The sequence below is a fragment of the Stenotrophomonas sp. TWI377 genome, from assembly GCF_039674525.1.
In the GTDB taxonomy this organism is placed as follows: domain Bacteria; phylum Pseudomonadota; class Gammaproteobacteria; order Xanthomonadales; family Xanthomonadaceae; genus Stenotrophomonas.
Genome location: NZ_JBDJNT010000024.1, coordinates 25,563 through 44,441, shown reverse-complemented (window position 1 = coordinate 44,441; position 18,879 = coordinate 25,563). Strand labels below are relative to the sequence as shown.

Here is an 18,879-nt window from a genome sequence, read left to right as displayed (position 1 = left end):
GCTCTGCACGTTGCTGGCGGTGCGCATCGCCGGCCAGCGGCCGGCACTCATGGGCGTTGCAGGATTGCCTGGAGCCGGCCAGCGGCCGGCACTACTACCCGGGCCGCTCGTGCTGAACGGATGCCGGATGCGCGCGATGCGCATCATCCGCGCCACACGCGCGCGCTGCTAGATTCGGCTTGTTACCCCTTCAGTACGAGCGGACCCGCATGAAGAAGTTCTCCCTGGCATTGATCGCACTGGCCGGCATCTCGGCCGTCCCGGCCGCGCAGGCCGCCGGCAACATTGACTGCGAGCTGCACTACAACCTGGCCGGCTGGTCGGTGCTGTACAAGACCGCCTCGGGTACCGGCACCATCCAGTGCGACAACGGCACCCGCATCCCGGTCAAGATCACCGCCAAGGGCGGCGGGCTCACCGTGGGCAAGTCGAAGATCGTCGACGGCAAGGGCAAGTTCTCCGGCGCCTACTCGGTCAACGACCTGATCGGTTCCTACGCGGCTGTTGAAGCGCACGCCGGCGCCGACAAATCCAGCAATGCGCAGGTGATGACCAAGGGCGATGTATCGCTGGCCCTGGCCGGAACCGGCAAGGGCTGGGATCTGGGCGTGGGCGTGGGGCGGTTCACCATCGAACGCCGTTGAGGGGGTAGGGCCACGCCTTGCGTGGCTGCACCGCTCAGCCCCAACAAAAAACCCCGGCCGAAGCCGGGGTTTTTTTATCTCACTGATCAGCCGCCGCGCGGGCCGCCACCACGGTGACCGCCGCCACCCGGGCCGCGGTTGCCACCCGGGCGACCGCCCGGACCGCCGGGACCACGACCGCCGGGGCCACCCGGGCCACGGTTGCCGCCCGGGCCACCGGGACCGCGGTTGCCACCGGGGCCGCCGGGGCCGCGCGCATTGGCGCCCGGGCCACGCGCACCGGGACCACCCGGACCACGATTGCCACCCGGACCACCCGGACCACCCGGACCGCGGTTACCCGCCGGACGCGCGCTGCCGTACGGGCTGCTGCCCGGATTGGCGTGGTCGGACGGGAAGCTCGGGGCATTGCCCGGATGGCCGTACGGATGACGCGACGGACCCTGGCCGCTCTGGCCACCGCGGTTGCCACCGGCACCGGCGCCGGCCGGACGGCCCTGGCCGCCGTAGCCGCCACGGCTTTCGCCACCGCGGTTCTCGCCGCCGTAACCACCGCCACCGCCGGCGTAACCGCCACGCCCTTCAGCACCGCCGCCGTAGCTGCCGCGCCCCGGGCCGCCTGCGCCACCCGGACCCTTCGGCTTGCCGTACGGACGGCCCTGGCCACCGGCGCCTGCGCCAGCGCCCGGACCACGCGCGCCCGGGCCGCGGGCTGCGCCCGGGCCGGCATTGCGGTGGCCGCTCGGGCCGGTGCTGACACCGTCCGGCACGTACCAGCTGCGGAACGCGGCCGGGTTGCCTTCCGGAAGCGCGCGGTTGCCCTTGTCCGGGCGCGCCTTGAACGGGCGCTGCGACTGCTTGGCCGCCGCTTCACCGCTGACCGTCAGGCCACCCTTGAAGCCGCCGCCCTTGCCACCGCGGCCACGGCCACGCTCTTCGCGCACATTGTCGAAACGACGCAGTTCGCGGCCTTCATCGGCCGAGTTGTGGCCGTTGACGTAGGCGTTGCCACGGCCGCCGTCGCGCGACACGCGCACGGTGGTCTTGGCGGCACGACGCTGGCCGATCACCGGCTGCAGGGTCAGTGCCGACGGGGCACCTTCTTCCAGCTTCAGTTCGGCGCGCAGCGCTTCAACCTGCTTGGCCGGCAGTTCGACCGACTGGCCACGCAGCAGTTCGCGCGGCAGGCTGACCTTGCCGTAGCGGGTGCGCTTCAGTCGGCTGACCTGGCAGCCCTGGGATTCCCACAGGCGGCGCACTTCGCGGTTGCGGCCTTCCTTGACCACCACGCGGAACCAGTCGTGCGAATCGGTGCCGCCGATGCGTTCGATCTCGTCGAACTTGGCCGGGCCGTCTTCCAGCGCCACGCCACGGGCGAGGCGGTCAACGATGTTGTCGGGCACCTTCTCTTCGCCTTCCGGGGCGCGCACGCGCACCACGTACTCGCGCTCGACCTCGTAGGAGGGGTGCATCATCGCGTTGGCCAGCTCACCATCGGTGGTCGCCAGCAGCAGGCCGGTGGTGTTGATGTCCAGGCGGCCGATCGCGATCCAGCGCGCGCCCTTGAGGGCAGGCAGCGCTTCGAACACGGTCGGGCGACCTTCGGGATCTTCGCGCGTGGTCACTTCGCCTTCCGGCTTGTTGTAGGCCAGCACGCGGGAGGTTTCGGTCAGCGCGGTGGCGACGAAGCCACGGCCGTCCAGTTCGACTTTGTCGCCGCTCTTGATCGACTGGCCGGTCTGCGCGACTTCACCGTTGACCTTGACCAGGCCATCGGCGATGCGCTGTTCCAGCGCGCGGCGCGAACCCAGGCCGGCCTGCGCCAGCACTTTGTGCAGGCGCTCTTCGAGCTTGGGCTGTTCGGAGGCGGTTTCGCGCTTGAGCGAAAGCTTGTTCAACGATGGCTTGCGGGGGGTGTCACTCATTTACTTGGCTCCGGCCGGCAACGGATGCGTCGGCCTCTGGTTCGGGATCGGCTTCGTCAACAGCCACGGTCGTCTTCGCGACGGCGTTGTTTTCGGTTTCGTTCTGGGGCGCCGCGCGCTCTCCCGGCGCGGTATCGGGTTCGCCATCGCTGGCGGTCGTATCCGCGTCGTCGTCGGCAAGCGGCAACGGCGCATGGGATGGGGTGTCGGAGGCGTCCGAAGCATCGGCCGCCTCGCTATTGTCCGGTTCTGCCGGTTGCTCCGCCAGTCTCGCCGAGGCCAGCGCCACGCGGGCGGCCAGCCGGGCGGCAACAGGGTCCATCGGGCCTGGCGGGTCTGCCGGGTCTGACGGACCTGACGGCGCCGGAGTGGCGTCGTCATTGGCCGCGTCCGTATCCCGCTCGGCCTCCGGGGTCGCCGCGCCGGCGGGCAGGCGACCAGCCGGCTGGCCTTCGCTGTCCAGCGGCAGCTGCGGTTCCAGCTCACCCAGGTCGCGCAGCTCGGACAGCGGCGGCAGTTCGTCCAGGCGCTTGAGACCGAAATAATCCAGGAAGCCCTTGGTGGTCCCGAACAGCGCCGGCTTGCCGGGCACGTCGCGGTGGCCGATCACGCGGATCCATTCGCGCTCTTCCAGGGCCTGGATGATGTTGCTGCTGACCGCCACGCCGCGGACCTGTTCGATCTCGCCGCGGGTGATCGGCTGGCGGTAGGCGATCAATGCCAGCGTTTCCAGCGTGGCACGGGTGTAGCGGGTCTTGCGCTCCGTCCACAGCCGGGTGATGTAACCATGCACTTCGCTGGTGACCTGGAAGCGGAAGCCGGAGGCCACCTCGACCAGTTCCACGCCACGGTCCTGACAGCCCTCGCGCAGCAGTTCCAGCGCGCGTTCGATGCTGCCCGGCGGTGCCGGCTCCTCTTCCGGGAACAGGCCCTGCAGCTGCGCCAGCGTCAACGGCTCACTGGCCGCCAGCAGGGCGCCTTCGACAATACGGTTGATCAGCGGTTGATCCATACGTGGGTCGGGTGCTCAGTCGGATGCGTTGGCGGCGTCGTTGTCGTCGAACTCGCTGTTGAACTGCAGCGGTTCGTTGGTGTTGCCGGCGGCCAGGGACTTGACATAGATCGGCGCCAGCGGAGCTTCCTGGACGATGTCCAGCAGCTGTTCCTTGGCCAGTTCCAGCAGGGCGAGGAAGGTGACCAGCACCCCCAGCTTGCCTTCTTCGGCGGTGAACAGCGTTTCAAACCGGTAGAACCTGCCGTCTTCCAGACGACCCAGCACGTCGCCCATCCGCTGGCGCACGCTCAGTGCCTCGCGTTTGATCGCGTGGCCGGTGAACAGCTCGGCGCGCTTGAGCACGTCGTGCAGCGCCATCAGCATTTCCTTCAGATCCACCGGCGGCGGCAGCTTGACGGCCGCGCGGTCGGGGACGAAGGCGTGGACCACGGTGGTGTCGCGGTCCTGGCGGGGCAGGCTGTCGATGTCCTCGGCGGCCTGCTTGAAACGTTCGTACTCCTGCAGCCGGCGCACCAGCTCGGCGCGCGGATCGGCTTCCTCGCCCTCGATGCTGGGCGGTCGCGGCAACAGCATCCGCGACTTCACTTCGGCCAGGATCGCCGCCATCACCAGGTACTCGGCCGCCAGTTCGAAGCGCAGCTCCTGCATGACGTTGATGTATTCGACGTACTGGCGGGTGATCTCGGCGACCGGGATATCCAGGATGTCCAGGTTCTGCCGGCGGATCAGGTACAGCAGCAGGTCCAGCGGACCCTCGAACGCATCCAGGATGACTTCCAGCGCGTCCGGCGGGATGTACAGGTCCTGCGGAATCTGCAGGACCGGCTGTCCATGCACCACGGCCAGCGGCATTTCCTGCTGCTGTGGGGCGGGCACTCGGATTGGCGGGTTCGCGTCGGGCGCGAGTTCGGCAGTCATCAAATAGACGTCAGTATTGCAACGGACCGGTCGCCGCACCATGCCAGCGTCCGGAACGGTCCCGGGCGGCAGGATGGCAAGCCATGACACGCCTGGGTCGGCGCGATTCCACACTTCAAACAGCAAGGCGCGCCGCGATGGGCAGCGACAGAACTACGGGGAGGTCGTCTACGTGTGCTGGTGTGGGGCAGTGGATCGGTCGTCGGCTGGCGGTGGAGCCGGTTGCCGACGGGGCGCTGCATCCAGCCACGTGCAATGGACATAAGACTACGGGGTTGCCGCGCCAGTGTCCAGCCAGCCCGCTAGAATGCCCGGGATTGATTCAACAAGACCTCGGAGTTGCCCGTGTGGTATGTGATTGAAGGCTATGACGGCACGGATGTGCTGGCGGCCCGTCTGGCGTCGCGCCCGGCTCACCTGGCCCGGCTGCAGGCCCTGCAGGACGAGGGGCGGCTGCTGCTGGCCGGCCCGTGCCCGGCCATCGACAGCGAAGATCCCGGCCCGGCCGGCTTCAGTGGCAGCGTGGTGATCGCCGCGTTCGATTCGCTGACCCACGCCCAGGACTGGGCCGCCGCCGATCCTTATGTAGAGGTGGGCGTCTATGTTCGCGTCCAGGTGCGTCCGTTCCGCAAGGTCCTGCCGTGAACCGGGTCGAGCGCATCCGCGAGGCGCTGCAGCAGGCACTGGATCCGGAGCTGCTGGAGGTCAAGGACGACAGCCACCGCCACGCCGGCCATGAGGGCGCGCGTGACGGCCGGGGGCACTTCAAGGTGCACGTGGTCAGCGCCGCCTTCGAAGGAAAGCTCCCGCTGGCGCGCCACCGGGCCGTCTATGCGGCCCTGGGGACGATGATGGAGACCGATATCCATGCGTTGTCCATCCGAGCCGAGACACCGGTCAAAAACCGCTGAAACCCTTGTCCCGCCTTGTCCTGGTCAGTCCCGAAAGGGGCCGCCATGGACAGCTTTTGGTTACCGCCGTACGACATGAGGCTAACGTAGTGTTTACATCCGGGTTTGAAAACGCTTACATTCCGCGCCAAGCCCAGATCTCTAAGCCGTGGAGGGCGGCGAAGTGAACAAGGCAGCGATCACTATCAAAGATGTCGCCCGTGAGGCCCGTGTCTCTGTTGCCACGGTCTCGCGCGCACTCAATGGCCATGAAAATGTTGCCGAGCCCGTGCGCAAGCTGGTGCTGGAGGTGGCAGCGCGACTGCGCTACACCCCGCATGCAGCGGCCCGGAGCCTGAGCAGCCGGCGGACCAACACCATTGGCGTGGTGTTGCCCGATCTCTATGGCGAATTCTTTTCCGAACTGATGCGTGGCATCGACGGGGTGGCCCGCGAGCGTCGCCAGCATCTGCTCGTGTCCAGTTACCACGGTGACCAGGAGCAGCAGGGCGCGGCCCTGCGGGCCATGCGCGGCCGTGTCGATGGGTTGCTGGTGCTTTCGCCGTATGCCGAGAGCCCGGGCTTCCTGACCGACAACCTGCCGCAGTCGTTGCCCACGGTGCTGATCAACACGTACCTGCCCGAGCAGGATCATCCGGTGCTGAGCATCGATGACCATGCCGGCGCGATGGCCATGACCCGTCACCTGCTGGACGTCGGGCATCGGCGCATCGCCTTCATTTCCGGTCCGGATCTCAACTACGACGCCCGTGAGCGCCTGCGCGGTTTCCGCGATGCGCTGGCGGCCTTCGGCGATGCTGCCGAAGGGATCGAGTTGCCCGGTGACTTTGACGAAGCTTCCGGCCATCGCGCCGGACAGGAGTTGCTGGCAGCCGGCACGCTGCCCGATGCGGTGTTCGCCGCCAACGACATGATGGCGCTGGGGTGTCTGTATGCGTTCGCGCAGGCAGGTGTCCGTGTGCCGACCGATGTCGCCTTGGCGGGTTTCGATGACATTCCGCTGGCACGTTTCGTTCACCCATCGTTGACAACGATGCAGGTGAGTATCGCCGACCTCGGCGATAAGGCCGCGACGCGCCTGTTGCAGTTGATGGATGGCAACAACACAGAAGGGGCCGGCGACAAGCAGACGCTCGTGCCGACCCTGATCGTGCGTGATTCGAGCAAAGCCAGAACCTAGCAGTAGGTCACGACCGTTGGTCGTGACGCCCTAAAACAACGCACCACATAAAACGACAGGGGCCGCAAAGACGGCCACCACCACCCGGAGAGTTACATGACGTATTCCAATCACCGCAACCGCGCGCCCGCCCGCAGTCTGTTGTCCAGCGCGCTGGTCACCTGCCTGATGCTGGGCGCCGCCCCGAGCGTGATGGCGCAGTCGGCCACCTCGTCGCTGCGCGGCCAGGTCGCCGAGGCTGCCGCCGGCACCGAAGTCACCGCCACCAACGTGGCCAGCGGCACCGTGCGCCGCGCCACCACCCGTGCCGATGGCAGCTACTCGCTGATGGGCCTGGACCCGGGCACCTACAACGTCGTGGCCAATGGCCAGACGCAGAAGGTGACCGTCACCGTGGCCTCGACCGCGACCCTGAACTTCAGCGGCGCGCCGGCCAACGGCAGCACCGCCAACGCCACCAACCTGGACACGGTCAACGTCATTGCACCGACCCTGCTGCAGGAAGTGCGTACCTCCGAAGTGGGCAAGACCGTCAGCCTGCAGCAGATCCAGACCACCCCGCAGGTGTCGCGCAACTTCCTGGAATTCGCCGATGCGGTGCCGGGCCTGATCTTCACCCGTGATGCCAAGGGCAACACCTCCCTGCGTGGCGGTGCCACCAACTCCGACGGCACCAACGTCTACATCGACGGCGTGGGCCAGAAGAGCTACGTCAAGGGCGGCGGCGTGGCCGGCCAGTCCGGCAGCGCCGGCAACCCGTTCCCGCAGCTGGCGATCGGCGAATACAAGGTCATCAGCGGCAACTACAAGGCCGAATACGGCCAGGTGTCGAGCGCGGCCGTGACCGCGGCCACCAAGTCCGGCACCAACGAGTTCAAGGGTGAAACCTTCTACCGTTACACCAACGAAGACATGCGCGCCAAGACCCCGGCCGAGCGTCAGGCTGGCCAGACGAAGGAGGCATCGGCCGAGAAGGAATACGGGTTTGCATTGGGAGGTCCGATCATCCAGGACAAGGCCCACTTCTTCGTGACCTATGAAGCCAAGCGCTTCGACCTGCCGGTCACCATCGCGCCTGACGGCGCGGTCGGCCGTGCTGCCGCCCTGCTGCCGCCGGAAGGCGCCGCCGGTCTCGGCCCGGCCAGCCAGCCGTTCCAGCAGGATCTGATCTTCGCCAAGGTCGACTTCGAGCCGACCGACAACGATCGCATCGAGCTGACCTTCCAGGATCGCGATGAAACCCAGTCGCAGTTCAGCGGCCAGACCGCGCCGGAAGCCGGCCGTGAAGTGGTCAACACCGACCGTCGTTACGCCCTGCGCTGGAACCACAGCGGCGAGCGTTACTACAACGAACTGATGGTCACCCATGAAGATTCGTTCAACAACCCGACCCCGCTGACCCTGGCCAACGGCATCACCTACACCGCACCGGACGGCACCGAAGACCGCACCGTGGTGAAGATCGGTGGCGCATCGGCGCTGGATTCGCAGGTGAAGGGCCAGAAGGGCTGGTCGATCGAAGACAACCTGACCCTGGATGGCATCCAGTGGGCCGGCGATCACACCATCAAGATGGGCGCCAAGTACAAGCAGATCGACCTGTACGCATCTGACGCGGCGCAGATCAACCCGACCTTCACCTACACCCTGGGCGATCCGGACTTCCCGGATTCCATCCCCTACAAGGCGCAGTTCGTCAAGCCGGTGACCGGCGTGTCGGGCGTGTCGGGCGAAGTGCGTTCGAAGTCCAAGCAGATCGGCTTGTTCATCCAGGACGACTGGCAGGTCAACGATCACCTGCAGCTCAACCTCGGCCTGCGCTGGGACTACGAGAAGACCCCGTCGTACCTGGACTTCGTCACCCCGCAGCAGGTGGTCGACGCGATCTACTCGCAGGATCCGCGTGCGGCCGCTGGCCAGACCTACGCCGATTCGCTGGCGCTGGGTGGCCTGAACATCGGCGATTACATCAGCACCGGCAAGAACCGCAAGGCGTTCAAGGATGCCTGGCAGCCGCGCCTGGGCTTCTCGTATGACCTCAACGCCGACGAGCAGCACGTGTTCCACGGTGGTGCCGGTCGTTCGTACGATCGCGACCTGTTCGACAACCTGCAGCTGGAAACCACCAAGCTGGCCCTGCCGCAGCCGACCATCTACTTCCGCAATCCGTCGACCGGCACCTGCATCAACGGTCAGGCCGCCTGCTACGACTGGAACCCGAACCTGCTCAACGGGATCGGCAACCTGCAGACCCTGGTCGGCTCGACCAGCAATGCCGGTCTGGAAGTCGATCTGCTGAACAACAACCTCAAGGTGCCGTACTCGGATCAGTTCAGCTTCGGCATGAGCAACCAGGTGGGTGAGTGGCTGACCGATGCCACCATCTCCCGCACCCTGAGCTACGACGGCTTCGCCTTCACCCTGGGCAACCGTTACCCGACCGGCCAGTTCTTCGATGACCCGCGCCTGTGCGGCGGCACCGACCCGGGCCTGAGCCAGGCCTGGAGCTGCAACGTGCCGGGCTTCGGCAGCCTGATCATCGGTCAGCAGGGCATCAAGACCCGTGCGACCCAGGTCCTGCTGTCGGCGCAGAAGCCGTTCACCCAGGAAAGCGGCTGGGGTACCTCGGTGGCCTACACCTGGACCACCGCGCGCCACAACCGCGACATCAACGAGAAGTACGCGTTCGACCGCGGCCTGATCGAGGATTACCCGACCATCCGTTCCAACGGCGCGCCGCGCCACCGCCTGGTGGTCACCGGTTCGTACGCGGGCTTCTGGGGCATCACCTTCGGTGGCAAGGTCACCCTGGCCACCCCGACTGCCGTCAATGACTGGTACGGCGTGCCGCAGGCCAGTGGCTACAACCTGCCGACCCCGCAGGCCGCGGTGCCCAACGCCAATGGCAAGTTCCTGCTGGGTGGCAAGATCTTCGGCTACCGTTCGGTCGATCTGCAGGCGACGAAGACGTTCAAGATGCCGGGCGAGACCGAGCTGTACGCGCGCATCGACATCATCAACGTGTTCAACTTCGACAACTTCTCCACCTACAACTACGTCAAGACCAACGGCAAGCTGCAGGCCAGCTACAACGAGACCGGCGACATCATCGGTACGCCGCGTCAGGTGAAGGCAGAAGTCGGCTTCCGCTTCTGATGCAACAACGGCCCCGTCTTCGGACGGGGCCGGTTTCATGGCAATGGCTGGCCTTCGGGCCAGTCCATTGTCCAGGCCGGTGCCACGGAGGGTGGCAGCGGCCTGGGCAATGACCCGCGGCTCTGGACCACGCCTGCGTGGTTTTTTAAGGACGCGTTCTGTAAACGATTTCAGGTCATTGGACGTTATGCTTCCCAGTCACGAACAACGCACAAGGAGTTGGCCCATGCAGGCACGCCACCTGTTGACCGCTGCGACGATCAGTCTCGCCGTCGCTGCCTGCCAGCCGCAGGCCCAGCAGGAGCCGGCCAAGCCCAAGCCGCCCGTGATCCTGGTCGAGGCGGATGTGCCGCCGCGGCCGATGAAGCCGGAGCTGCCGCCGCTGTTCGACGATATCGAGCGCCGCACCTTCCAGTTCTTCTGGGATACCACCAACGAGGTCAACGGGCTCAGCCCGGACCGTTACCCGTCGCGCCCGTTCGCCAGCATCGCCTCGGTGGGCTATGCGCTGACCGCCTATCCGATCGGCATCGAGAACGGCTGGGTCAGCCGCAACCAGGCGATCGACCGCACCCTGCTGACGTTGAAATTCTTCCGCGACCTGCCGATGGGCCCGCAGCGCACCGGCAAGGGCGGCTACAAAGGCTTCTACTACCACTTCCTGGACATGCAGGAAGGCCGCCGCTACGACAGCTGGGTGGAACTGTCCAGCGTGGATACCGCGCTGCTGATGATGGGCGTGCTGTTCGCGCAGTCCTATTACGATGGTGACGACGCACGCGAAAAAGAGATCCGCGAGATCGCCGATACGCTGTACAAGCGCGTGGACTGGCCGTGGCTGCAGCAGCGCGCGCCGCTGATCTCGATGGGCTGGTTCCCGGAGAGCGGCTTCATCGACCACGACTGGATGGGCTACAACGAGGCGATGATGGTCTACATCCTCGCGCTCGGCTCGCCGACCCACCCGGTCAGCCCGGACGCCTGGACGGTCTGGACGCGTACCTACGACAACGACTGGGGCGTCTACCAGGGCCAGGAATACCTGTCCTTCGGCCCGCTGTTCGGGCACCAGTACACGCATGTTTGGGTGGACTTCCGCGACATCCAGGATGCCTACATGCGCGAGCGGGGCAGCACCTACTTCCTCAACAGCCGTTCGGCTGCCCTGGCGCAGCGCGAGTACGCGATCGCCAACCCGATGAACTGGAAGGATTACGGCCAGAACGTGTGGGGCCTGACCGCCAGCGATGGCCCGCAGAACACCACCCAGGAATACCGCGGCGAGCAGCGCCAGTTCCGCCATTACTCCTCGCGCGGCGCGGGCCTGCGCGAGAACTTCGATGACGGCACCATCGCGCCGACCGCGGCGATCGCCTCGATCGTGTTCGCGCCGGAAGAAGTCATCCCGGCCGCGGTGGAGATGCACAAGCGCTATGGCGATTACATCTATTCCAGCTACGGCTTCCTGGATTCGTTCAACCCGAGTTTCAACTACGACATTCCGATCAAGACCGGTCGCCTGGTGCCGGATCGCGGCTGGGTGGCCAGCGATTACATCGGTATCGACCAGGGCCCGATCCTGACCATGATCGCCAACTACCGGAACGATTTCGTCTGGGATGTGATGAAGAAGAACGCCCATATCCGCAAGGGTCTGGAGCGTGCCGGCTTCAGCGGTGGCTGGTTGACCCCGGAAGGCGAGGATCAGCCGATGGAACTGCAGAAAGATGAAAAGGCGGCCTCGGCCCGCTCGGTCGGCATCGCCGAATCGCGCGCGGCGGCCGCCCAGGAACAGAAAAACAATTCCAATTCGAACCGCAACCAGCAGCAGGGGAAGTAAGCAGTGCCATTGTCGTCGCGCCCGAAGCTGGGGTTGAGTCTGTTGCTGCTGATTGCCGGCAGTCTGTTGTTGAGTGCCTGCCGGAAAGAACCGGAAGGGGTCACCGTGCGTTTCTGGGCGATGGGCCGCGAGGCCGAAGTCGTCACCGGCCTGGTCCGTGAGTTCGAAGCGGAAAATCCCGGCATCCATGTCGATGTGCAGAACATCCCGTGGACGGCCGCGCATGAAAAGCTGCTGACCGCGTTCGCCGCCGAAGGGCTGCCGGACGTGTGCCAGCTGGGCAATACCTGGATCCCCGAGTTCGCCGAACTCAATACCCTGACCCCGCTGCAGCCCTACGTGGCGCAGTCCAAGGTGGTGGACCCGGCCGACTACTTCCAGGGCATCTGGGATACCAATGTCATCCACGACGAACTGGTCGGGGTGCCGTGGTACGTGGATACGCGCCTGCTGTATTACCGCAAGGACATGCTCGCCAAGGCCGGCTACGACCACCCGCCGCGCAGCTGGGCCGAGTGGAACGAGATGATGGCGGCGATCAAGGCCATGCAGGGCCCGAACCGCTACGCGGTACTGATGCCGATCAACGAGTTCGAGCAGCAGCTCTCCTTCGCGCTGCAGCAGCCCGATCCGTTGCTGCGCGATGAAGACACCCGTGGCAATTTCAGCAGCCCGGGCTTCCGCAGGACGCTGGGCTTCTACGAGAACATGTTCGCGCAGGGCTGGGCCCCGCGCATGTCCGAGACGCAGATCTCCAACGTCTGGGACGAGTTCTTCCGCGGCTTCAATGTGTTCTACGTGTCCGGCCCCTGGAACATCCGCGAGTTCAAGAAGCTGCAGCCCAAGGAACTGGAAGGGCAGTGGGGCACCGCCGCACTGCCGGGTCCGGATGGCCCGGGCGCGGGCATCGCCGGCGGGACCAGCCTGGTGATCTTCCGCGATTCGAAGCAGAAAGAAGCCTCGTGGAAACTGATCGAGTTCCTGTCGCGCCCGGCGATCCAGGAGCGCTTCCATTCGATCATCGGCGACCTGCCGCCGCGGCGCAGCACCTGGGAATACCCCTCGCTGGCCAACGACCCATTGGCGCAGCCGTTCCGCGACCAGCTCGAGCGGGTCAAGCCGACCCCGAAGGTGCTGGAGTGGGAGCGGATCGCCCAGGAAATGCGGATCACCACCGAACAGGTGGTGCGTGGTGGCCTAGACCAGGATCAAGCAGTGAAAGAGCTGGACGAACGCGTGGACAAGGTCCTCGCCAAACGCCGCTGGATGCATGAGCAGCACCGGCAGGAATCCTCCGGGGCGAGCGACACGGCGCACTCCAGTGCGGTGGCCACGGAGGCGGCACCATGAAGCAGCGTTCGCTTGCCGGCTGGATGTTCGCCGGTCCGGCCATTCTGGTCATCGCGGTGTTCTTCGGCCTGCCGGTGTTCTCGGCGCTGGCGCTGAGCATCACCGATTTCGATCTGTACGCACTGGCCGACGGTGACAACCTGCGCTTCGTCGGCCTGGGCAACTACATCGATCTGCTGCAGACCCCGATGTTCTGGAAGTCGCTGTGGAATACCACGTACTTCGTGATCGTCGGTGTGCCGCTGTCGATCGCGGTGTCGTTGGGTGCGGCGATCCTGCTCAATGCACCGGCCGCCCGTTTCAAAGCGTTGTTCCGTACCGCGCTGTTCGCTCCGGTGGTGACCACCCTGGTCGCGGTGGCGGTGATCTGGCGTTACCTGTTCCATACCAGCTACGGCCTGGTGAACTACGGCCTGGGCCATCTGGGCATCAGCCCGATCGACTGGCTGGGCGACCCGAACTGGGCGATGCCGACCATCATGCTGTTCGCGGTGTGGAAGAACTTCGGCTACAACATGGTGATCTTCCTGGCCGGCCTGCAGGCGATTCCGCATGACCTGTACGAGGCCGCGCGTATCGATGGTGCCTCGCGCTGGAAGCAGTTCCTGCACATCACCCTGCCGATGCTCGGCCCGGTGCTGCTGGTGGTCGGCGTGATCACGGTGTCCGGCTACTTCCAGCTGTTTGCAGAGCCCTACGTGATGACGCGTGGCGACCCACTGCAGAGCACTGTCAGCGTGCTGTATTTCATGTTTGAAGAAGGCTTCAAGTGGTGGAACCTGGGGCGCGCCTCCGCGGTGGCGTTCCTGCTGTTCCTGATCATCCTGGGCGTGACCAGCATCATGCTGCGTTTCGGCCGCAAGAGGCAGTTGGTATGAGTCGTGAAATCGGTCAATCGCGCTGGCATGCCTGGTGGGTCAATGGTGGCCTGGTGGTGCTGGCGGTCCTGAGCCTGGCGCCGCTGTTGTGGATGCTGTCGGTGTCGTTCATGCCGACCGGCGAAGCGGCGCATTTTCCGCCGCCGCTGCTGCCGTCCTCGCTGACCACCGCGAACTACCATGAGTTGTTCGCGCGCACCGGCATGGCCAACAACTTCGTCAACAGCCTGATGGTGTCGCTGGCCATCACCTTCGGCTCGCTGCTGCTCAACACCATGGCCGGCTATGCGTTCGCCAAGCTGCGCTTTGCCGGCCGCGAGCGCATCTTCCAGCTGCTGCTGGCCGCGCTGGTGATCCCGGCGCAGGTGGCGATGCTGCCGCTGTTCCTGCTGATGAAGCAGCTGGGCCTGGTCAACAACTTCGGTGGCGTGATCGTGCCGGCGCTGGCGACGGTGTTCGGCATCTTCCTGGTCCGCCAGTACGCCCGTTCGATCCCGGACGAGCTGCTCGAAGCGGCCCGCATCGACGGGGCAGGGGAGCTGCGGATCTTCTTCCAGATCGTGCTGCCGATGCTCAAGCCGGTTTTGGTGACCCTGTCGATCTTCACCTTCATGGCTGCCTGGAACGATTTCATGTGGCCCTTGATCGTGTTGACCGACCAGGAGCACTACACTCTCCCGGTGGCCCTGGCCACGCTCTCGCGCGAGCACATCATGGACGTTGAAATGATGATGGCCGGCGCGGTGGTCACGGTGGTTCCGGTGCTGCTGCTGTTCCTGGCATTGCAGCGTTATTACATCCAAGGTCTGTTGCTGGGGAGTGTCAAAGGGTGAAGCATGCCGTCGTCGCGGTGGGTCTGGGTCTGGTCTGGTCACTGGCGGCCTCAGCCGCACCGCCGGCGACGCCGGTGTTGCCCGCACCCAAGGTGCTGGACAGCTTCGATGACATGTCGCCGTGGAAGCTGGTCGTCTCCGACCAGGTCAGCGGCTCGCTGCGCAGCGTGGCCGGTAGTGGGGGTGGCCGCGCGCTGTGCGTGGATTACGACTTCCACAACGTGTCCGGCTATGTCGGCATCCGCCGCGAGCTGGGCATCCAGTACCCGGAGAATTACCAGTTCGGCTTCCAGCTGCGCGGCGATTCCCCTGCCAACGATCTGCAGTTCAAGCTGATCGACGCCAGCGGCGACAACGTGTGGTGGGTCAACCGCCCCGGCTATGCGTTCCCCAAAACCTGGACGCCGGTGCAGTACCGCAAGCGCCAGATCGACAAGGCCTGGGGCCCGGAGACCGACAAGACGCTCAAGCGCAGCGCGGCCGTGGAATTCACGATCTACAGCAAGGTCGGCGGCAAGGGCACGGTCTGTTTCGACCGGCTCACGCTGCAGGGACTGCCGCCGGCCGATACGTCTTCACTGAGCCCGTCGGTGATCGCCGATACCGCCACCGCGCTGCAGAACCGCATCGTCGATGGCAAGCCGGACACGGTCTGGATCAGCGGCGGCGTGGCCGAACAGACCATCAGCCTGGACCTGCACAAGGTGCGCGAGTTTGGCGGGGCGGTGATCGAATGGCTGCCCGGACTGGAGGCCACCCGCTACGTGGTGCGTTCCTCGGCCGATGGGCGCAGCTGGAATACGCTGCGTGAGGTGACCGCCGGCGGCGGTGGCCGCGACTGGCTGGCGCTGCCGGATACGGACGCGCGCTATCTGCGCTTCGACCTCAAGGGCGGCCCGAGCTGGCGCTATGGTATCCGCGATATCACGCTCAAGCCGCTCGAGTTCGCCGATACCCCGAATGATTTCGTCCGTTCGGTCGGTGCCGACCTGCCGCGCGGTTCGGTGCCGCGCGGCTTCACCGGCGAGCAGCCGTACTGGACGCTGCTGGGTCTGGATGGCGGCCGCGAGCAGGCCCTGATCGGCGAAGACGGTGCGCTGGAAGTGGCCAAGGCCAGCTTCAGCGTCGAACCGTTCGTGCTGGTGGACAACAAACTGCTGAGCTGGGCCGACGTCAAGACCGACCAGTCGCTGCAGGACGATTACCTGCCGATCGCCAACGTCGGCTGGACCCACGACAAGGCTGGCCTGCAGGTGACCGGCTTCGTGCAGGGCACGCCGGACAACGCGCAGCTGGTCGGTCGTTACACCCTGCGCAACCCCGACAAGGTCGCCCACGAGTACACCCTGGCCCTGGCCGTGCGCCCGTGGCAGGTGAACCCGCCGACCCAGTTCCTCAACACCGTCGGCGGCGTCAGCCCGATCAACAACCTGTCCTTCGACCCGACCCATGTCGACGTCAACGGCACGCCGCGCCTGTACCCGGCACAGGCACCGGACGCGGCCTTCGCCACCGCGTTCGACAGCAAGTTCGACGTGGTCCACCTGGCCAGCGGCAAGCTGCCGGGCACCACCGAAGTGAAGGACAGCACCGGCCTGGCCTCGGGCGCGCTGCTGTACCGCTGGAAGCTGGAGCCTGGCCAGAGCCGCGAGGTCGCCATCGTGCTGCCGCAGACCGGCAACTGGGTGATGCCCAAGGCCTTCGATGCGGCCAAGGCGCAGCAGCAGGTCGCCTCGATGTGGCGGACCAAGCTGGACCAGGTGACGCTGCAGGTCCCGGCGGCCGGCAAGCCGCTGGCCGATACGCTGCGCACCGCGCTGGCGCACATGCTGATCTCGCGCATCGGCCCCAGCCTGCAGCCGGGCACGCGTTCCTATTCGCGCAGCTGGATCCGCGATGGCGCAATGATCTCCGAAGGGCTTCTGCGCATGGGCCGCAGCGATGCGGTGCGGCAGTACGTGAACTGGTATGCGCCGTATCAGTTCGACAATGGCAAGGTGCCGTGCTGCGTCGATTCGCGCGGCAGCGATCCGGTGCCGGAGAACGACAGCCATGGCGAGCTCATTTTCAACATCGCCGAGTACTGGCGCTACACCGGTGACACCACCTTCCTGGAGGTGATGTGGCCGCACGTGCAGGGCGCCTACCAGTACATGGAGCAGTTGCGCCTGAGCGAACGCACCGAAGAAAATCGGGCGCGCAACCCCGCCTTCTACGGGATGATGCCGGTCTCGATCAGCCACGAAGGCTATTCGGCCAAGCCGATGCATTCGTACTGGGACAACTTCTGGGCGCTGCGCGGCTACAAGGACGCGGCGATCATCGCCAGCACGCTCGGCAAGGCCGAAGCGATGCAGATCAGTGAGTCGCGCGATCAGTTCCGTGACGACCTGCAGGCTTCGCTGCTGGCGGCGACCGCGCAGCACAAGATCGACTACCTGCCCGGCTCGGCCGAGCTGGGTGATTTCGATGCCACATCGACCACCATCGCACTGGCGCCGGCCGGTGAGCAGGGGCGCCTGCCGCAGCCCTACCTGAACAACACGTTCGAGCGCTACTGGAGCGAGTTCGAAGCGCGCCGCGATGGCAAGCGCGAGTGGAAGGACTACACCCCGTACGAGTGGCGCAACGTGGCCGCCTTCGTGCGCCTGGGCTGGCGCGACCGCGCCTGGCAGGCGACCGAGTTCTTCTTCAAGGACCGTGCACCGCAGCCGTGGAACCAGTGGGCCGAAGTGGTCTCGCGCACGCCGCGCAAACCGTTCTTCCTGGGGGACCTGCCCCATGCGTGGGTGGCCTCGGACTTCGTGCGTTCGGCATTGGACATGTTCGCCTACAGCCGCGATATCGACGACAGCCTGGTGCTGGCCGCGGGCGTGCCGTCGCGCTGGCTGGAAGGCAAGGGGGTCGGCGTGCAGGGCCTGCGCACCCCGAACGGGCAGCTCAACTACGCGCTGATCCGCAACGACAAGCAGCTCACCCTGACCGTGTCGGCCGGCCTGGTGCCGCCGGTCGGTGGCGTGGTGCTGCCGTGGCCGTACAGCGGCGAGCCGGGCGCCACCACCGTCAATGGTGAGCCGGCGGAATGGGTGGGCGGCGAACTGCGCGTGATGCAGGTGCCGGCCAAGGTCGAGATCGAGATTCCGGCGTCGGTACGCCGGGCGGAACGCAAGGCACCGTAATGAGGAAGATGATGATGCGCGGCCTGCTGGCCGCGGTGCTGGCGTCCGCGCCCCTGGTTGCACTGGCGCAGAGCGCCGTGGCGGCACCCGCGCAGGAGATGACCATGGTCACCTTCAATCTTCACCACGATCGCGAGAACTGGCCGGCCCGCCGCCAGGTGATCCTGCGTGAACTGCAGGCACTGCAGCCCGATGCGATCGCGCTGCAGGAAGTGATCCAGAAACCCCATGTGCGTAACCAGGCCGCATGGTTGGCGCGCAAGCTGGGCTATGAGTATCAGTTCGTCTCGACCGATCCGCCGGGGCGTTTCAAGCGCTACGGCAATGCCCTGCTGACCCGGCGGCCGGTGCTGTCGCGCAACGACCATCTGCTGGCGCCGCTGGGCGATTACCGCACCGTGGCGCATCTGCGCATCGATGTGGAGGGTCGCCCGGTCAACGTCTACGCAACGCACTTGAATGAGCGTTCGGACGAGGTGGGCAGCCGCATCCGTGGAGAGCAGGTGGCGGATCTGCTGGCCTTCATCGCGCAGAGCGCAGGCGACGCGCCGGTGGTCGTGGCGGGGGACTTCAATGCACTGGTGGATGCCGGTGACCTGAGCGAGCTGCGCAACCACTACGGGGACAGCTACGGCAGCGTGCACGTCAACAACGAACTGGCCCAGGTCAGTACGCTCAACCGGCACTACTACGAAGCACCCTCGCGCATCGACCACATTTTCTTCCAGCAGGATCGACTGCTCGCCCGTGAGGCGAAGATCCTGTTCGACCAGCCGTACGCAGACGGCCGCTGGGCGTCGGATCATTACGGCGTGTGGACCCGGCTGCAGTTCGCGCCGGGCACCGGAAACGCCGGCGCGACGACGCCCTGAGGTGCGCGCCGCGTCGTCGGTGACGGCGTAGCACGCAAACGGCCGCATCCACGCATGGCGTGGGTCTACCCTTGTTGCGTCCGATGGCGTGTGTAGATCCACGCCATGCGTGGATTGCTCTCAGTGCCGCCCTCATGACCGCGTGACGCACGCCGCTTGCTGCGCCATCCAACACCCC

Annotated in this window: 14 protein-coding genes; 11 read left to right on the top strand and 3 right to left on the bottom strand. The window is 66.0% G+C overall.

What is annotated here, in order from left to right; all coding sequences use genetic code 11:
• Positions 1–209 precede the first annotated feature (209 nt).
• The gene (locus ABE546_RS16765) at positions 210–644 is read left to right on the top strand and encodes a hypothetical protein (protein ID WP_123730749.1); all 435 of its coding nucleotides are present in this window, start codon (positions 210–212) and stop codon (positions 642–644) included.
• A gap of 86 nt (positions 645–730) precedes the next feature.
• Here the strand turns inward: ABE546_RS16765 and ABE546_RS16760 are convergent, their stop codons facing one another.
• Genes ABE546_RS16760 through ABE546_RS16750 form a run of 3 tightly spaced genes read right to left on the bottom strand, consistent with a single transcriptional unit; the run spans position 731 to position 4,628 of the window.
• Positions 731–2,569: a pseudouridine synthase gene (locus tag ABE546_RS16760; RefSeq protein ID WP_346464533.1), complete on the bottom strand. Its 1,839-nt coding sequence runs from the start codon at positions 2,567–2,569 to the stop codon at positions 731–733.
• The gene (gene scpB, locus ABE546_RS16755; RefSeq protein WP_346464532.1) at positions 2,562–3,581 is read right to left on the bottom strand and encodes an SMC-Scp complex subunit ScpB; all 1,020 of its coding nucleotides are present in this window, start codon (positions 3,579–3,581) and stop codon (positions 2,562–2,564) included. Before scpB ends, ABE546_RS16760 begins: the two co-directional genes overlap by 8 nt.
• 15 nt (positions 3,582–3,596) lie before the next feature.
• Positions 3,597–4,628, bottom strand: coding sequence for a ScpA family protein (locus ABE546_RS16750; RefSeq protein ID WP_313218865.1), 1,032 nt, complete (start codon positions 4,626–4,628; stop codon positions 3,597–3,599).
• A gap of 219 nt (positions 4,629–4,847) precedes the next feature.
• Here ABE546_RS16750 and ABE546_RS16745 point away from each other — a divergent pair, with 219 nt between their 5' ends.
• The 10 genes from ABE546_RS16745 (at position 4,848) to ABE546_RS16700 (ending at position 18,701) form a co-directional block, all read left to right on the top strand.
• Positions 4,848–5,147 carry a YciI family protein gene (locus ABE546_RS16745; RefSeq protein WP_346464531.1) on the top strand — a complete coding sequence of 100 codons (300 nt, stop codon included), beginning with the start codon at positions 4,848–4,850 and terminating at the stop codon, positions 5,145–5,147.
• A complete protein-coding gene (locus ABE546_RS16740; protein ID WP_070470362.1) occupies positions 5,144–5,413 on the top strand; it encodes a BolA family protein in 270 nt (89 codons plus the stop codon). Before ABE546_RS16745 ends, ABE546_RS16740 begins: the two co-directional genes overlap by 4 nt.
• A gap of 148 nt (positions 5,414–5,561) precedes the next feature.
• Positions 5,562–6,593: a LacI family DNA-binding transcriptional regulator gene (locus tag ABE546_RS16735; protein WP_313218863.1), complete on the top strand. Its 1,032-nt coding sequence runs from the start codon at positions 5,562–5,564 to the stop codon at positions 6,591–6,593.
• Between the two features lie 96 nt (positions 6,594–6,689).
• On the top strand, positions 6,690–9,749 hold the full coding sequence (locus tag ABE546_RS16730) for a TonB-dependent receptor (protein WP_346464530.1): 3,060 nt from the start codon (positions 6,690–6,692) through the stop codon (positions 9,747–9,749).
• 226 nt (positions 9,750–9,975) lie between these two features.
• Positions 9,976–11,589 (top strand): glucoamylase family protein, encoded by a 1,614-nt coding sequence (locus ABE546_RS16725; RefSeq protein ID WP_121038093.1) that lies wholly within the window; start codon positions 9,976–9,978, stop codon positions 11,587–11,589.
• Positions 11,590–11,616: 27 nt separating this feature from the next.
• Positions 11,617–12,939 carry a sugar ABC transporter substrate-binding protein gene (locus tag ABE546_RS16720; RefSeq protein ID WP_313210393.1) on the top strand — a complete coding sequence of 441 codons (1,323 nt, stop codon included), beginning with the start codon at positions 11,617–11,619 and terminating at the stop codon, positions 12,937–12,939.
• Complete coding sequence (locus tag ABE546_RS16715) at positions 12,936–13,817, top strand: sugar ABC transporter permease (protein ID WP_123730758.1); 882 nt, start codon at positions 12,936–12,938, stop codon at positions 13,815–13,817. Before ABE546_RS16720 ends, ABE546_RS16715 begins: the two co-directional genes overlap by 4 nt.
• Positions 13,814–14,650 carry a carbohydrate ABC transporter permease gene (locus tag ABE546_RS16710; protein ID WP_123730759.1) on the top strand — a complete coding sequence of 279 codons (837 nt, stop codon included), beginning with the start codon at positions 13,814–13,816 and terminating at the stop codon, positions 14,648–14,650. Before ABE546_RS16715 ends, ABE546_RS16710 begins: the two co-directional genes overlap by 4 nt.
• Positions 14,647–17,829 (top strand): discoidin domain-containing protein, encoded by a 3,183-nt coding sequence (locus ABE546_RS16705; RefSeq protein WP_346464529.1) that lies wholly within the window; start codon positions 14,647–14,649, stop codon positions 17,827–17,829. The genes ABE546_RS16710 and ABE546_RS16705 overlap by 4 nt, the downstream gene beginning before the upstream one ends.
• Before the next feature lie 8 nt (positions 17,830–17,837).
• Positions 17,838–18,701 carry an endonuclease/exonuclease/phosphatase family protein gene (locus tag ABE546_RS16700; RefSeq protein WP_346464534.1) on the top strand — a complete coding sequence of 288 codons (864 nt, stop codon included), beginning with the start codon at positions 17,838–17,840 and terminating at the stop codon, positions 18,699–18,701.
• The last annotated feature ends 178 nt before the right edge of the window (positions 18,702–18,879 follow it).